The sequence below is a fragment of the Mumia sp. zg.B17 genome, assembly GCF_019550915.1.
Taxonomy (GTDB): domain Bacteria; phylum Actinomycetota; class Actinomycetes; order Propionibacteriales; family Nocardioidaceae; genus Mumia.
On record NZ_JAHWCI010000008.1, the window covers coordinates 267,073 to 280,218 of the forward strand.

Genomic DNA, 13,146 nt, shown 5'->3' on the forward strand with positions numbered 1-13,146 from the left:
CTTAAACGTACGGGTTCCAGACGAGCGACAACGATTGCCGTTGTCCGACCGGGCCGTCGCTAAACCTGCCGACGCTGGTCGATCGCGTACAGCGCGATGCCGGCTGCGACGCCCGCGTTCAGCGACTCCAGCGACGACGCCATCGGGATCGACACGAGCACGTCGCACGTCTCCGACACCAAGCGGGAGAGGCCCTTGCCCTCGCTCCCGACCACCAGGACGAGCGGGCCGTCGGCGAGGTCGAGATCGGGCAGGGAGACGTCGCCGTCGGCCGAGAGACCGGCGATCATCAGGCCTTGCTCGGCGTACGCCTTGAGCTGCCGTGTGAGATTGGTCGCCCGGGCCACCGGCACCCTTGCCGCGGCACCGGCGGACGTCTTCCATGCCGAGGCCGTCATGGATGCTGTGCGCCGCTCCGGGATCACCACCCCGTGTGCGCCGAAGCCGGCGGCGCTGCGGATCACCGCTCCCAGGTTGCGCGGGTCGGTGATGCCGTCGACGACGATGATCAGCGGCACCTCACCTGCCTCCTCGGCGGCGGCGAGCAGGTCGTCGGGGTGCGCGTACTCGTAGGGCGGGAGCTTGGCCGCGACGCCCTGGTGCACCGCGCCTTCGGTGAACCGGTCGAGCTCGGCCTTGGTCGCGTCCAGGATCGACAGGCGCTTGTCGACGGCGAGCGCGAGGATCTCGGTGATGCGGTCGTCGCGGTCGATGCCCTCGGCGACATAGAGCGTGCTCACCGGCACGTCGGCGCGCAGCAGCTCGACCACGGAGTTGCGTCCGGCTGCCCACTCGCTGGAGTCCCCGCGCTTGCGGGGTGCGGGCTGACGGCGCTTGTCGGCGGCGCGCGCCATCTTGTACTTCTTGTGGTTGGGTCGCTCCTCGGCCTTTGGGGTCGGCCCCTTGCCCTCAAGACCCCGGCGGCGGTGGCCGCCGGTCCCGACCGACGCACCCTTCTTGCCCTTGTTGATCGCGCCCCGGCGCTGGCTGTTCCCGGCCATCAGCTCACTGGTCCCTTGTTCGTCGCGTGGTCCCCGCCGACGGACCAGCGTGGTCCTGCGGGGGTGTCCTCGACCTCGACCCCAGCTGCCTTCAGCTGGTCGCGGACACGGTCCGCGGTGACGAAGTCCTTCTCTGTCCGGGCGGTCGCCCGCTGCTCCAGCAGCGCCTCGACGAGCGTCCCGAGTGCGGCGTGAGCCGCACCGGCGCCGTCTCCGCCGTCGTCCCACTGCGACGCGTACGGGTCGAGCCCCAGCACGTCAAGCATGCGCCGTACCGCCGAGAGCGTGCTCACCAGGGCATAACGCTGCTCGTCGCCGGCCGCGAGCTGCTTGTTGCCGTCGCGGACCAGCTCCTGGACCTGGGCGAGCGCTGCGGGCACCGCCAGGTCGTCGTCCATCGCCTCCGCGAAGCCCGGCGTGACCGCACCGCCGAGCTCGCGCAGGTCGGTGCTGGCCCCTGTCGCCTCGGTCGCCCGGCGGACGAAACCCTCGATGCGCTGGTAGGTCGTCGCAGCGTCGGCGAGCGACTCCTCGGAGTAGTCGATGACCGACCGGTAGTGCGCGGCGACGAGGTAGTAGCGCACGTCGACCGGCCGGAAGCGCTTGACCACCTCGCTCACCAGCAGGGAGTTGCCGACCGACTTGCTCATCTTCTCGCCCCCGATGCGGACGAGCTGGTTGTGCATCCAGGACCGGGAGAACGGCATGCCGGCCGCTCGGGCCTGAGCGAGCTCGTTCTCGTGGTGGGGGAAGCGCAGGTCGATGCCGCCGCCGTGGATGTCGAACTCGGGGCCGAGGTACTTCGTGGCCATCGCCGAGCACTCGATGTGCCAGCCGGGGCGGCCACGACCCCACGGCGAGGGCCACGACGCCGTCTCCGGCTCCCCCTCCTTGTGCCCCTTCCAGAGCGCGAAGTCGCGCGGGTCGCGCTTGCCGCGCGGGTCGGCGTCCTCGGCGTCGCGCATGTCGTCGAGCTTCTGGTGCGACAGCTCGCCGTAGTCGGGCCACGAGCGCACGTCGAAGTAGACGTCGCCCGAGCCGTCTGGCGCGGCGTAGGCGTGGCCGCGGTCGATCAGGGTCTCCACGAGCTCGATGATCTCGGGGACGTGCCCGGTCGCGCGGGGCTCGTACGTCGGCGGGAGGCAGCCCAGCACGTCGTAGGCGGCGTGCAGGGCGCGCTCGTTCTCGTAGGCGACGGCCCACCACGGCCGGTCCTGCTCGGCGCCCTTAACGAGGATCTTGTCGTCGATGTCGGTGACGTTGGCGACCAGCGTGACCTCGAAGCCCTCGTGGGTCAGCCAGCGCCGCAGCACGTCGAAGGCCACCTCCTTGCGGATGTGGCCGAGGTGCGGCGGGCCCTGGACCGTGAGCCCACAGTGATAGATGCCGACCCGTCCGGGGACGAGGGGCTCGAGGGCGTGGGTCTGCGTGGTCGCAGAGTCGTAGAGGCGCACGGTCACGCTGACCAGAGTAGTGGCTTGCCCTGATCCGACTTAGCATCGATCAATGGGCAACCGTACGGTTCGTACCTCGCTCGTCCTCGCCAGCGCCCTGACCAGTGCCGGCCTGGTGGCGGGCACCATGACCGCCCCGGCGCAGGCCGCGGCCCCGCGCATCGCCTCGCAGCGGTGGACGACCTCGGGGCAGCTGTCGACCGGGAGCACCGCCGGCACGAGCGTCAGCGGTGGCGCAGTGCGGTTCTCGCGTGCAACCGGCCGCACCAGGCTCGCCGGGCGCACCTACGAGAAGGCCCGCTGGACCTCGGCCTGGTCGTCGACCGGTTTCGGTGCCGACGAGGTGGTGCCGTCCTGGAACGCGCGCACCCCCGGCAGGTCCGCCCTGATCGTCTCCGTGCGGGTGCGGACGACGAACGGGCGCACCGGGAGCTGGGACACCCTCGGACGGTGGGCAGAGAAGGAGAGCACGGTCCGCCGCACGTCGGGGCCGGCCCAGTCCGACGACGTCGCCCGTGTCGTGACCGATGCCGTCCGGGCGAACGGGAGCGCGCGCGTCGCGGCCTGGCAGGTGCGCGTCACCCTGCTCCGCCCGGTGAGGGCGAGGGCGAAGCCTCGCCTGCTCTCGGTCGGCGCCGTCGCGTCGGCCGCGGCGAGGTCGGCGAGACCGGTGTCGGCGACCACGATGAGGCGGACGGTCGAGCTCGCCGTCCCGCGGTACTCGCAGATGGTGCACCGCGGTCAGTACCGCCAGTACGACGGAGGCGGAGCCGCGTGGTGCTCCCCCACCTCGACCACGATGGTCCTGCGCAGTCTGGGCAGAGGGCCGACGAAGGCGCAGTACGCGTGGGTCCGACGCGGGATCAGGCAACGCTTCGTCGTGCACGGCGCCCGCCGGACGTACGACGTCCGCTACGGGGGCACGGGCAACTGGGGCTTCAACACCGCTTATGCCGGCACCCGGGGTGCCGACGCGTTCGTCGCGCGACTGTCCTCGCTGCGCGACGCCGAGGCGTTCGTGAGGGCGGGGATCCCGTTGGTGGTGTCGGTCGCCTTCGGCCGTGGCGGTCTGACCGGTGCGCCGATCCGCTCCACCGCCGGCCACCTCTTCGTGATCCGCGGGTTCACCGCCACGGGTGACGTCATCGTCAACGACCCTGCCGCTCCCCGGGTTTCGAGCGTCCGGCGCGTGTATCGCCGGGCCCAGCTCGAGCGGGCGTGGCTGCGCGGCAGCGGCGGCACGGCGTACGTGATCCGGACGGGCAGGGCGCTGCCGACGATCACCGGTCACCGCTGGTGAGGACGAGCCGGTACGACGCGACGGGCATGCCGCCGGCCAGCGTGGGTAACGATCGGCCATGACTGAACAGGACAGGATCACCGCCATCCAGGCCGTCGTCGACCGCGTGACCTCGTGGCAGGACGGCGCGACCGAGGGCACGGTCGAGGACGAGCTGCGCCGCGGCGTCGAGGAGGTCGGCGTCGAGATCAGCGACGACGAGATCCGGCGTCTCGCCGACGTCATCCAGGACCGTCACGGGGCGGTCTCGGCGGCCGAGGTCCTCTCGGCCGGCTGACCCGAGGGGCGCGCGGCCCGCCGGTCGCCCGCTCGACCGGACGGCGCGCGATGATGGCCCCATGGCGCACTCCCCGATCCCCCGCGTCGGCACCGGCACCGACGTCCACGCGTACGAGGCCGGACGACCCATGTGGTGCGCCGGACTGCTGTGGCCCGACGAACCGGCAGGACTCGCGGGGCACTCCGACGCCGACGTGGTCGCTCACGCCGTGTGCGACGCCTTGCTCGCAGCGTCGGGACTCGGCGACCTCGGGAGCAACTACGGGACGTCCAATCCGGAGTGGGCCGGCGCCTCCGGCGTCGCGTTCGTCACCGAGACCGCCCGCAGGGTCGTCGACGCCGGGTTCACGATCGGCAACGTGAGCGTCCAGCTCGTCGGCAACCGACCCAAGGTCGGGACGCGGCGCGACGAGGCGCAGCGGGTGCTCTCGGACGCCGTCGGAGCGCCGGTGAGCGTGTCCGGGACGACGACCGACGGGCTCGGTCTCACCGGGCGCGGAGAGGGTGCCGCGGCGATCGCCACGGCGATCGTCATCCCCGTACGGTGATGCACACCTCGGCAAATCCATTGACGAGACGCACCGGATAGAGCGCGAGTCTGGTCATCGGGTCGTCGATGCAGACGCCGGTCTCGAGGTCGAACAGCTCTCGACCCGCCGGTGCGGCCAGGAGGGTCCGCCCGTCTCGCTCGACGACCAGGCCCCGGGCCATCGTCTGGGTCCCGGAGTAGGGATCGCGGTTGCCGACGGCACGAAGCTCTCGCTCACCGGTCTTGAACAGCGCCACCTGCTTGCCGCGGACGAGTGCGGAGACACCGATGCCCACGACGAGCTCTCCCGCGTCGCACACCTTGACCCAGGTCGCCACTCCGCCCGACGTCGCCATGCCGCGACGCTAGGCAGCGCGGGTTTCGTACCGGTTACGGCACGCAACAGCCGGAATAAGAAACGCCGTCGCACGACGAAGCCGCTGCCATAGTCACGGCAGCGGCTTCGTCACGAGTGGTCGAGGACCACGATCAGGTCAGGACGCGAGCACCTCGTCGAGCAGCGTCTCGGCCTTGTCCTCGTTGGTGTTCTCGGCGAGCGCGAGCTCGGAGACGAGGATCTGACGCGCCTTGGCCAGCATCCGCTTCTCGCCTGCCGAGAGACCCCGGTCGCGTTCGCGGCGCCACAGGTCACGCACGACCTCGGCGACCTTCATCACGTCACCGGAGTGCAGCTTCTCGAGATTGGCCTTGTAACGACGGGACCAGTTGGTCGGCTCCTCCGCGTGCTCCGCCCGAAGCACACCGAAGACCCGGTCCAGCCCCTCCTTGTCCACCACGTCGCGCACCCCGACCAGGTCGAGATTGCACGCCGGCACCCGTACGACGAGATCGTTCTGGGCGACGATGCGCAGCACGAGGTACTGACGCTCTTCGCCCTTGATCGTGCGGACTTCGATGTCCTCGATGACCGCCGCACCGTGATTGGGGTAGACAACCGTTTCGCCAACAGTGAAAGTCATATGTCCATAGCCCTTTCTTAGGTGACTAGGGTAACACGGGGAACCACAGCCCTCCGGATCGTTTCTGCAGGTCAGGAGCCTCATCGGGACTTGACAAAGTCTCGCCGGAGTGGCAGTCGAGGGTGTCCGCACGACCTCGTCGCACGGCCCGGGCGGCCCGCGGATACGCTGGGTGCGTCGCCGCGCACCACCTGGTCGCGCTCGTAGGAATGAAGAAAGGGTCGGGCTGTGCTCACTCGCTCCCGCCGTGCTCTCGCCACCGCCGTCGTCGGCGGACTCGCTGTCCTCCTCGCAGGATGTGGCACCGGCTTCGAGGCACAGACCAACTCCGTCTACGAGGCCAGCGTCGGCACCGACGACCGCTCGAGCGACGTCCAGGTGCTCAACGCGCTCTTCGTGAAGAACGACGACGGCTCCGGGACCCTGTCAGCCGGCCTGGTCAACCAGACGCTGAAGGCCGACCGGCTTGTCGAGGTCGAGGTCAGCACGCTCGACGGCACACCGGTCGACGTCACCTTCGACGGTCCCGTGCCGGTCCCGGCCCGCCGTCTGGAGACGCTCGGCACCAAGCCTCAGGTGGTCATCGAGGGCTCGGAGCTCTTCGCCGGCCAGTTCCTCGTGATCACCTACACGTTCGCCAACGCCGGTGACGTCGACATGCAGCTCCCCATCGTGACCCGGATCCCGATGTACGACTCGGTGGCCGAGCCGGGCGCGAGCACCCCCACCAGCCCCGCCACGCCGAAGGCGTCCTCGGCCGTCGACCAGGACACCCCCGGCGAAGAGGACGAGGGCGCCGGCACCGACTGAGGTCGGGTCGCTACTGCGCGACCTGGTCGCGGAGCCACGCGATGTCGTCGCCGGTCTGGTCGTCGGCGTGGGTCTCGATGATGACCGGCGCACCAGCCGAGCGGACCACGTCCACGAGCAGCTCCGGCGGGATCGTCCCTGCCGTCAGGTGAGCGTGGCGGTCGGCTCCTGAGTCGAAGGCGTCGCGGCTGTTGTTGCAGTGCACGAGGTCGATCCTGCCCGTCACCGCCGTGATCCGGTCGACGATGCCCTCGAGCTCGATGCCGCCCGCCCAGGCGTGGCAGGTGTCGAGGCAGAAGCCCCACGAGTCTCCGGCACCGCCGGCCTGGATCGCCTCCCACGTCCGCTCGATCCGCTCGAACCGTCGCGCCATCGAGTAGTCGCCTCCCGCGGTGTTCTCGAGAAGCACCGGCACCTTGGCGTCGATCGCCTCGACGGCCTTGCGCCAGTTGTCGAACCCCTTGTCGAGGTCGTCCTCGGACTCGACGTAGCCACCGTGGAGGATCACCCCCGCGGCACCGATCGCGGCGGCACCGTCGACGGCGTTCTGGACGAGCTTGCGGCTGGGGATGCGCACGCGGTTGTTGAGGCTCGCCACGTTGAGCAGGTAGGGAGCGTGGACGTAGAGCGGGACGTCTCGCGCCGCCGCGTCGTCACGGAGCCCGTCGGCGCCGCCGGCGTACTCGTACTTCGGCCACTTCCAGCTCTGCGGGTCGCCCAAGAACATCTGGGCGACGTCGGCGCCGACCCGGTCGACGTCGTCGAAGGGGTGGGCCTGGTCGACGTGGGTCCCGATCCGTGTCTTCATGCGATCAGCCTAGGGGCCACCACGGACGTCGCGCCTCGTGCGGCAGAGCAGCCGGCCGCCGGCCATCGGCGTCCTAGACGTCGTACTTGTATCCCAGCCCTCGCACCGTCACCAGCGTCGAGGGGCGTGACGGATCGGGCTCGATCTTGGCGCGGAGCCGCTTGACGTGGACGTCGAGCGTCTTGGTGTCGCCGACGTAGTCCGAGCCCCAGACGCGGTCGATGAGCTGACCCCGCGTGAGCACCCGCCCGACGTTGCGGAGAAAGAGCTCCAGCAGCTCGAACTCCTTCAGGGGCAGCCGGACCTCGTCGCCGTCGACGGTGACCACGTGCCGGTCGACGTCCATCCTGACCCGGCCCACCTCGAGGGCGGTGTCATCGGCGGCACCCTGGTCGGCGCCGCGGCGGAGGACCGCCCGGATCCGGGCGACCAGCTCGCGAGGGCTGTACGGCTTGGTGACGTAGTCGTCGGCGCCGAGCTCGAGACCGACCACCTTGTCGACCTCGGAGTCCTTGGCGCTCACCATGATCACCGGCACCGACGACGACGCACGGAGCTTGCGGCACACCTCGGTCCCGCTGATGCCGGGGAGCATGAGGTCGAGGAGGACGATGTCGGCTCCGGTGCGGTCGAACTCCTCGAGCGCCGCGTAGCCGTCGGTCGCGACGGCCACCTCGAAGCCCTCCTTGCGCAGCACGTACGACAGCGCGTCGATGTAGCTCTCCTCGTCCTCGACGACGAGCACTCGGGTCATGGGCGTGCCTCCTGGGCGGACGGGCGTACCGGGGTCTGGGCGTCGGACGAGGCGGATGCGTCGTCGTCGAGGTCGCGCGTGCGGGCCGCGGCGGGGAGCACCAGCGTGAACGACGAGCCGTGGCCGGGCTCGCTCCACACCTCGACGGCACCGGCGTGGCTGGCGGCGACGTGCTTGACGATCGAGAGGCCGAGCCCCGTGCCACCCGTGCTGCGCGCCCGTGCCGGATCCACGCGATAGAAGCGCTCGAAGATCCGCTCGATCTCCGCCTGGGCGATGCCGACGCCCTGGTCTCGCACGGCGATGCGGACCTCGTCGTCGACGCGAGCGGCGTCCACGGTCACGCTCGTGCCCTCCTCGGAGTACGCGATGGCGTTCTCGACCAGGTTGTTGACCGCCTGGAGCAGCTGCTCGCCGTCACCGTGGACGTACAGGTCGTCGGCACTGCGGACGGCGACGTCGATCCCCCGGGCCTCCGCGTCGACCGCGTTGCGCTCCACCGCCGCGGCGACCAGCGTCGCGACGTCGACCTCGTGCGGGTCTTCGACCAGGGCGTCGCCCTGAAGGCGGGAGAGCTCGATGATCTGCTGGACGAGGCGGGTGAGGCGAGCGCCCTCGCGCTTCATCCGTCCGCTGAACCGGACGACCGCCTCCGGGTCGTCGCGAGCCTCGCCGACGGCCTCGGCCAGCAGGTTGAGCGCCCCGACCGGGGTCTTGAGCTCGTGACTCACGTTGGCCACGAAGTCGCGGCGGATCATCTCCACGCGCCGCTCGGAGGTCCGGTCCTCGACGAGCACGAGCACCAGGCGCGAGGTGAGCGGAGCGACCCGGACGAGCACGTGCCGCTGACCGCCGCGTCCCAGCCCGAGGGCGAGCTCCTCCGTACGGACCTGACCGTCGCGCCGGACGAGCCGGACCATGTCGCGGAGTGTCTCGTGCTCGAGGCGGGTGTCCTGGAGCAGACCCATGGCGTGCGCCGGGGCGGAGGCCCTCACCACCCTGTCGGCGGCGTCGACGATGACCGCCGACGAGCGCAGGACGGCAAGGACGGCCTCGGCGCCGGCCGGGACCTCGGGCTCGGGCCGGGCCGGGATGTGCTCCTGCTGCCGCTCGCTGTAGCGCCACGCCCACAACACCCCGGCCCCCATCAGAAGGCCTACGGCGGCGCCGAACGCGAACGCGATGTCCGGTTCCACACCTCGATCGTACGCAGGGGCCCTGGTCCTTGATGAACGTGCGGGGCGACCGACGGGGTCGTTCGTCCAGAGTTCACCGCTCGTTCATCGCAGGTCGGTGACGGTTCACCTGGACTCTCTAGGGTCCGAGCATGCGCGACTTCTATGACGACCGGCTGGATGCGCTCGACGCCGACCTCGTGGCGATGACCACGGCGGTGCGCTTCTCGCTCGCTCGGGCGAGCGCGGCCCTCCTCGACGGGGACCTCGGCGCGGCCGAGCTGGTCATCAGCGGAGACGCGGTGATCGACGCCGCCCGTGAGTCGTGCGAGAGCGATGCGATCTCCCTGCTCGCGACTCAACAGCCGGTGGCCACAGACCTCCGTCGCGTGGTGGCCGGGTTGCGGATCGCCGGTGACCTCGAGCGGATCGGTGACCTCGCCGTCCACGTCGCGGAGCTCGCCCGCATGCGCATGCCGGAGCTGGCGGTCCCTGCGGAGGCCCGACCGACGGTTGCGGAGATGGCCCGGGTCGCCGGCGGCATGCTCGAGTCCGTCGCGATCGTGCTCGGAACCCACGACCTCGACGCCGCGGCCGCGCTGCTCTCGGCCGACGACGAGATGGACAGTCTCTACCGGACGATGTTCCACCGGCTGCTCGGCGACGGCTGGACCGGTGGGGTGGAGTCGGCGGTCGACGTCGCGCTCCTCGCGCGCTACTACGAGCGGACCGGCGACCACGCGGTCTCGATCGCGCGCCGCGTGGTCTACCAGGTGACCGGCGAGGTGCCTCAGGTCTGAGCGTCGGGTCGCCCGCAACCGTCGGCGGTCAGCGCATGCCGATGATGGTGTAGAGCGCGACGAGGCCGAGCACCACGATGCAGGCACGGAGCAGCAGCGACGGGAGACGCCGCCCGATGCGGGCGCCGAGGTACCCGCCCACCAGCGAACCCGCGGCGACGAGTCCGACGGCGGTCCAGTCGATCGGGTGCGTCCCACCGCCCCAGGTGGCGACCACCACGTACGTCGTCGCCGAGACCACGTTGACCCCCAGCACGAGCACGTTCTTGAGCGCGTTCATGCGCTGCAGCGCCAACGGCAGCAGCATCCCCAGGAGCCCGATCAGGAGGATCCCCTGGGCAGCGGCGAAGTAGCCCCCGTAGATCCCGCACGCGAACACCGTGACCAGCGCGGCAAGACTGCGCGGCGGGCTCATCGCGTCGAGCGCGACCTCGTCGACGCCGCTGGCCTCGCGCCGCGCCTTGAGCCACCTCTGGAGCGGCGGCTGCGCGACCACCATGACCAGCGCCACCACGAGCAGCACCGGCACCACCGCGATGAACGTGTCCTCGGGAAGGTTCAGCAGCAGGTACGCCCCGACGAGCGAGCCGAGGAGGGAGGCGGGCAGGAACCTTCTGACGAGGAAGCCCTGCCCGGCGAGCTCTCGCCGGTAGCCGAACGAGCCGGTGATGTTGCCGGGCACCAGGCCCACCGCGTTGCTCATCGTCGCCGTCACCGGCGGCACCCCGAACGCCACGAGCGTCGGGAAGGTGATCAGGGTCCCCGAGCCGACGATCGTGTTGATGACACCCGCGCCGACCCCCGCGAGGAGGACCAGCGCCATCTCGACGCCGGACAGGTGTCAGCGCCCCTGGTTGGCGACCGCCTCGGCCGCGGCGCGAGCCGCCTCCGGGTCGAGGTAGCGGCCGCCCTTGGTGAGCGGCCGCATGTCCTCGTCCAGCTCGTACAGCAGCGGCATCCCGGTCGGGATGTTGAGGCCGACGACGGCCTCCTCGGACATGTCGTCGAGGTGCTTCACGAGCGCCCGCAGCGAGTTGCCGTGCGCCGCCACCAGGACCGTCCGCCCCAGCCGCAGGTCGGGGACGATCGCGTCGTACCAGTACGGGAGGAACCGGTGGAGCACGTTGGCGAGCGCCTCCGTACGCGGCCGGACCTCCGGAGGGAGATCGGCGTAGCGGACGTCGTGGAACTGGCTGAACTCGGCGTCCGCGTCCAACGGCGGCGGCGGCACGTCGTACGAGCGCCGCCACTCCATGAACTGCTCCTCGCCGAACTCCTCCAGCGTCGCCTTCTTGTCCTTGCCCTGGAGCGCCCCGTAGTGGCGCTCGTTCAGCCGCCACGACCGCCGCACCGGGATCCAGTGGCGGTCGATGCCGTCGAGGGCGATCTGGCCGGTGCGGATCGCGCGGCGCAGCAGCGACGTGTGCATCACGTCGGGGAACAGACCGGCCTCGGCCATCAGGAGTGCCGCGGCGCGGGCCTCGGCCTCACCCTTCTCGGTGAGGTCGACATCGACCCAGCCGGTGAAGAGGTTCTTCTTGTTCCACTGGCTCTCGCCGTGGCGCAGCAGGACGAGGGTGTAGGCACTCATGCGCTCACCCTAGCGACGACGGCTCCGCCCTGAGCGGAAGACCTTGCCGCCCGGGCGCGCGATCGGCCAGGCTCGAGACATGCGCCTGCTCATCCTCGGAGGGACCCACCACGTCGGCCGCGCCGCCGTCGAGGCCGCGCTGGCCCGTGGCCACGACGTCACCACCGTGACCCGGGGCACCAGCGGATCGCCCGCGCGGGGTGCCGACGCCCGGTACGCCGACCGCCGCGACGCCCGAGCCTTCGCCGACGCGCTCGCCGGTGAGACGTGGGACGCCGTCCTCGACACCTGGTCGGACGAGCCGAGCGTGGTGCGTGACTCCGCACGGCTGTTGGCCGATCGCGTGTCGCACTACGGCTACGTCTCCAGCCGGTCGGTCTACGCCTGGCCGCTCGTGCCGGGGGCCGACGAGAGTGCTCCTGTCGTCGACGGCGATCCCGACGCCACCACCGCCGACGACTACGGGGCGGCGAAGCGAGGCGCCGAGCTTGCGGTCCTCGACGCGTTCGGCGACCGTGCGCTGCTGGCGCGGGCGGGGCTGGTGATCGGCCCGTACGAGGTCGTCGGCCGCCTTCCCTGGTGGCTGCGGCGAGTCGCTGCGGGCGGGGACGTGCTCGCTCCCGGCCCGGGCGAGCGACCGCTCCAGTACGTGGACGGACGGGACCTCGCGGGGTGGATGCTCGACCGCGCCGAGACAGCCGGCCGGGGCGGCGAGGGTGGAGGCACGTACAACGTGGTCAGCCCTCCCGGGCACACCACGACGCGTGAGCTGCTCGAGTCGTGCCTGGCCGTGACGGTGGCGGACGCGACCCTCGTCTGGGTGCCGGCCGAGGTGCTCCTGGAGGAGGGTGTCACCGGATGGGTGGACCTACCGATCTGGGTGCCCCCGACCGGGGAGCTGGCCGGGCTGCACGACGGTGACATTTCGGCTGCCCACGCGGCCGGGCTGCGGTGCCGGCCGGTCGAGGAGACGGTCGCGGACACCTGGACGTGGTTGCGAGCCGAGGGTCCGACGGCGTCGCCTCACCCCGAGCGCCAGCCTGCGGGGATCGACGCGGAGACCGAGGCGCGGATCCTCGCGCGGGTGCGGGGCTGAGCGGGCCGCACGGCACCGTCAGCCCTGGGCCGAGTCCTTCTCGAGCAGATGACGGAACGCCTCCAGGTTGCGCGTCGACTCACCGCGCGAGAGCCGCCACTCCCACTCCTTGCGGATCGAGCTGGCGAACCCGAGCTCGAGGATCATGTTGAACGAGTCGTCGGCGTAGGTGAGCACCGATCCGAGGACGCGGTCGACCTCGTCCTCGGTGATGGCGTGCAGCGGGAGGCGGCCGTCGAGATAGATGTCGCCCGCGCTGTCGACGGCGAACGCCACGGCGTACATCCGCAGGTTGCGCTCGAGGAGCCAGCGGTAGACGGCCTCGTGGTTCTCGTCGGGGCGCCGCGCGACGAAGGCGTGGATGCCGAGTGCGTGGTCACCGACCTCGAGACGGCAGGTGGTCTGGAGCTTGCGGACGCCGGGCAGCGTGACCTCGAAGACACCTGGCCGGAACTCCGTGTGCTCGAGGTCGGCTGCTGCCAGAGCGCTCCTGATCGTCGCGGCAACCGCCCATGGCGCGCCCTGCTCGTCCGGCTCCGTACGACCGTCCACGGCCTCCCCTTTCGCTG

The 13,146-nt window shown here is 71.0% G+C and carries 16 protein-coding genes; 6 read left to right on the forward strand and 10 right to left on the reverse strand.

Annotated elements, in window-relative coordinates; translation table 11 throughout:
• Positions 1–59: 59 nt before the first annotated feature.
• Together rlmB and cysS are read right to left on the reverse strand one after the other, a co-directional pair.
• Entirely contained in the window at positions 60–1,001 is a 942-nt protein-coding gene (gene rlmB / locus KV097_RS14540; protein ID WP_220343376.1) for a 23S rRNA (guanosine(2251)-2'-O)-methyltransferase RlmB, read from the reverse strand.
• Positions 1,001–2,461, reverse strand: a complete 1,461-nt coding sequence (gene cysS, locus KV097_RS14545) for a cysteine--tRNA ligase (protein WP_220366276.1) — start codon at positions 2,459–2,461, stop codon at positions 1,001–1,003. Before cysS ends, rlmB begins: the two co-directional genes overlap by 1 nt.
• Before the next feature lie 46 nt (positions 2,462–2,507).
• Between cysS and KV097_RS14550 the strand changes: the two genes are divergently transcribed.
• The 3 genes from KV097_RS14550 to ispF all read left to right on the forward strand — a co-directional run bounded on the left by KV097_RS14550 (position 2,508) and on the right by ispF (position 4,582).
• Positions 2,508–3,755, forward strand: a complete 1,248-nt coding sequence (locus tag KV097_RS14550) for a C39 family peptidase (protein WP_220366277.1) — start codon at positions 2,508–2,510, stop codon at positions 3,753–3,755.
• A 58-nt stretch (positions 3,756–3,813) separates the two neighbouring features.
• Positions 3,814–4,032 carry a hypothetical protein gene (locus KV097_RS14555; RefSeq protein WP_220343373.1) on the forward strand — a complete coding sequence of 73 codons (219 nt, stop codon included), beginning with the start codon at positions 3,814–3,816 and terminating at the stop codon, positions 4,030–4,032.
• 61 nt (positions 4,033–4,093) lie between these two features.
• Positions 4,094–4,582: a 2-C-methyl-D-erythritol 2,4-cyclodiphosphate synthase gene (gene ispF, locus KV097_RS14560; protein ID WP_220366278.1), complete on the forward strand. Its 489-nt coding sequence runs from the start codon at positions 4,094–4,096 to the stop codon at positions 4,580–4,582.
• Here ispF and KV097_RS14565 read toward each other — a convergent pair.
• Positions 4,566–4,919, reverse strand: a complete 354-nt coding sequence (locus KV097_RS14565; protein ID WP_220343371.1) for a nitrite reductase (NAD(P)H) small subunit — start codon at positions 4,917–4,919, stop codon at positions 4,566–4,568. The genes ispF and KV097_RS14565 overlap by 17 nt on opposite strands.
• Positions 4,920–5,057: 138 nt before the next feature.
• Positions 5,058–5,543: a CarD family transcriptional regulator gene (locus KV097_RS14570; RefSeq protein WP_220343370.1), complete on the reverse strand. Its 486-nt coding sequence runs from the start codon at positions 5,541–5,543 to the stop codon at positions 5,058–5,060.
• Positions 5,544–5,771: 228 nt separating this feature from the next.
• On the opposite strand from KV097_RS14570, the gene KV097_RS14575 reads away from it, so the two are divergent.
• Positions 5,772–6,353 (forward strand): hypothetical protein, encoded by a 582-nt coding sequence (locus KV097_RS14575; protein WP_220366279.1) that lies wholly within the window; start codon positions 5,772–5,774, stop codon positions 6,351–6,353.
• A gap of 10 nt (positions 6,354–6,363) precedes the next feature.
• Here the strand turns inward: KV097_RS14575 and KV097_RS14580 are convergent, their stop codons facing one another.
• From KV097_RS14580 to KV097_RS14590, 3 genes are all read right to left on the reverse strand, one after another.
• Positions 6,364–7,161: a deoxyribonuclease IV gene (locus KV097_RS14580; protein WP_220343368.1), complete on the reverse strand. Its 798-nt coding sequence runs from the start codon at positions 7,159–7,161 to the stop codon at positions 6,364–6,366.
• A 73-nt stretch (positions 7,162–7,234) separates the two neighbouring features.
• On the reverse strand, positions 7,235–7,915 hold the full coding sequence (locus KV097_RS14585; protein ID WP_220343367.1) for a response regulator transcription factor: 681 nt from the start codon (positions 7,913–7,915) through the stop codon (positions 7,235–7,237).
• Positions 7,912–9,111, reverse strand: coding sequence for a cell wall metabolism sensor histidine kinase WalK (locus tag KV097_RS14590; protein ID WP_301021613.1), 1,200 nt, complete (start codon positions 9,109–9,111; stop codon positions 7,912–7,914). The genes KV097_RS14585 and KV097_RS14590 overlap by 4 nt, the downstream gene beginning before the upstream one ends.
• 131 nt (positions 9,112–9,242) lie before the next feature.
• On the opposite strand from KV097_RS14590, the gene phoU reads away from it, so the two are divergent.
• Positions 9,243–9,890, forward strand: coding sequence for a phosphate signaling complex protein PhoU (gene phoU, locus KV097_RS14595; RefSeq protein WP_220343366.1), 648 nt, complete (start codon positions 9,243–9,245; stop codon positions 9,888–9,890).
• 28 nt (positions 9,891–9,918) lie between these two features.
• Here the strand turns inward: phoU and KV097_RS14600 are convergent, their stop codons facing one another.
• Positions 9,919–10,728: a sulfite exporter TauE/SafE family protein gene (locus tag KV097_RS14600; protein WP_374106998.1), complete on the reverse strand. Its 810-nt coding sequence runs from the start codon at positions 10,726–10,728 to the stop codon at positions 9,919–9,921.
• 3 nt (positions 10,729–10,731) lie between these two features.
• Positions 10,732–11,481 (reverse strand): phosphoglyceromutase, encoded by a 750-nt coding sequence (locus KV097_RS14605; RefSeq protein ID WP_220366281.1) that lies wholly within the window; start codon positions 11,479–11,481, stop codon positions 10,732–10,734.
• A 79-nt stretch (positions 11,482–11,560) separates the two neighbouring features.
• Between KV097_RS14605 and KV097_RS14610 the strand changes: the two genes are divergently transcribed.
• Positions 11,561–12,577 (forward strand): NAD-dependent epimerase/dehydratase family protein, encoded by a 1,017-nt coding sequence (locus KV097_RS14610; protein WP_220343363.1) that lies wholly within the window; start codon positions 11,561–11,563, stop codon positions 12,575–12,577.
• An 18-nt stretch (positions 12,578–12,595) separates the two neighbouring features.
• Here KV097_RS14610 and KV097_RS14615 read toward each other — a convergent pair whose 3' ends face one another.
• Entirely contained in the window at positions 12,596–13,129 is a 534-nt protein-coding gene (locus tag KV097_RS14615; RefSeq protein WP_374106993.1) for a YbjN domain-containing protein, read from the reverse strand.
• Positions 13,130–13,146: the final 17 nt, after the last annotated feature.

Excerpts from the sequence above, each read along its gene's own strand:
- KV097_RS14570 (WP_220343370.1), bottom strand. The coding sequence starts at position 5,543 with ATGACTTTCACTGTTGGCGAAACGGTTGTCTACCCCAATCACGGTGCG.
- phoU (WP_220343366.1), top strand. The coding sequence starts at position 9,243 with ATGCGCGACTTCTATGACGACCGGCTGGATGCGCTCGACGCCGACCTC.
- ispF (WP_220366278.1), top strand. The coding sequence starts at position 4,094 with ATGGCGCACTCCCCGATCCCCCGCGTCGGCACCGGCACCGACGTCCAC.
- KV097_RS14565 (WP_220343371.1), bottom strand. The coding sequence starts at position 4,919 with ATGGCGACGTCGGGCGGAGTGGCGACCTGGGTCAAGGTGTGCGACGCG.
- KV097_RS14555 (WP_220343373.1), top strand. The coding sequence starts at position 3,814 with ATGACTGAACAGGACAGGATCACCGCCATCCAGGCCGTCGTCGACCGC.
- KV097_RS14550 (WP_220366277.1), top strand. The coding sequence starts at position 2,508 with ATGGGCAACCGTACGGTTCGTACCTCGCTCGTCCTCGCCAGCGCCCTG.
- KV097_RS14605 (WP_220366281.1), bottom strand. The coding sequence starts at position 11,481 with ATGAGTGCCTACACCCTCGTCCTGCTGCGCCACGGCGAGAGCCAGTGG.
- rlmB (WP_220343376.1), bottom strand. The coding sequence starts at position 1,001 with ATGGCCGGGAACAGCCAGCGCCGGGGCGCGATCAACAAGGGCAAGAAG.
- KV097_RS14585 (WP_220343367.1), bottom strand. The coding sequence starts at position 7,915 with ATGACCCGAGTGCTCGTCGTCGAGGACGAGGAGAGCTACATCGACGCG.
- KV097_RS14610 (WP_220343363.1), top strand. The coding sequence starts at position 11,561 with ATGCGCCTGCTCATCCTCGGAGGGACCCACCACGTCGGCCGCGCCGCC.
- KV097_RS14580 (WP_220343368.1), bottom strand. The coding sequence starts at position 7,161 with ATGAAGACACGGATCGGGACCCACGTCGACCAGGCCCACCCCTTCGAC.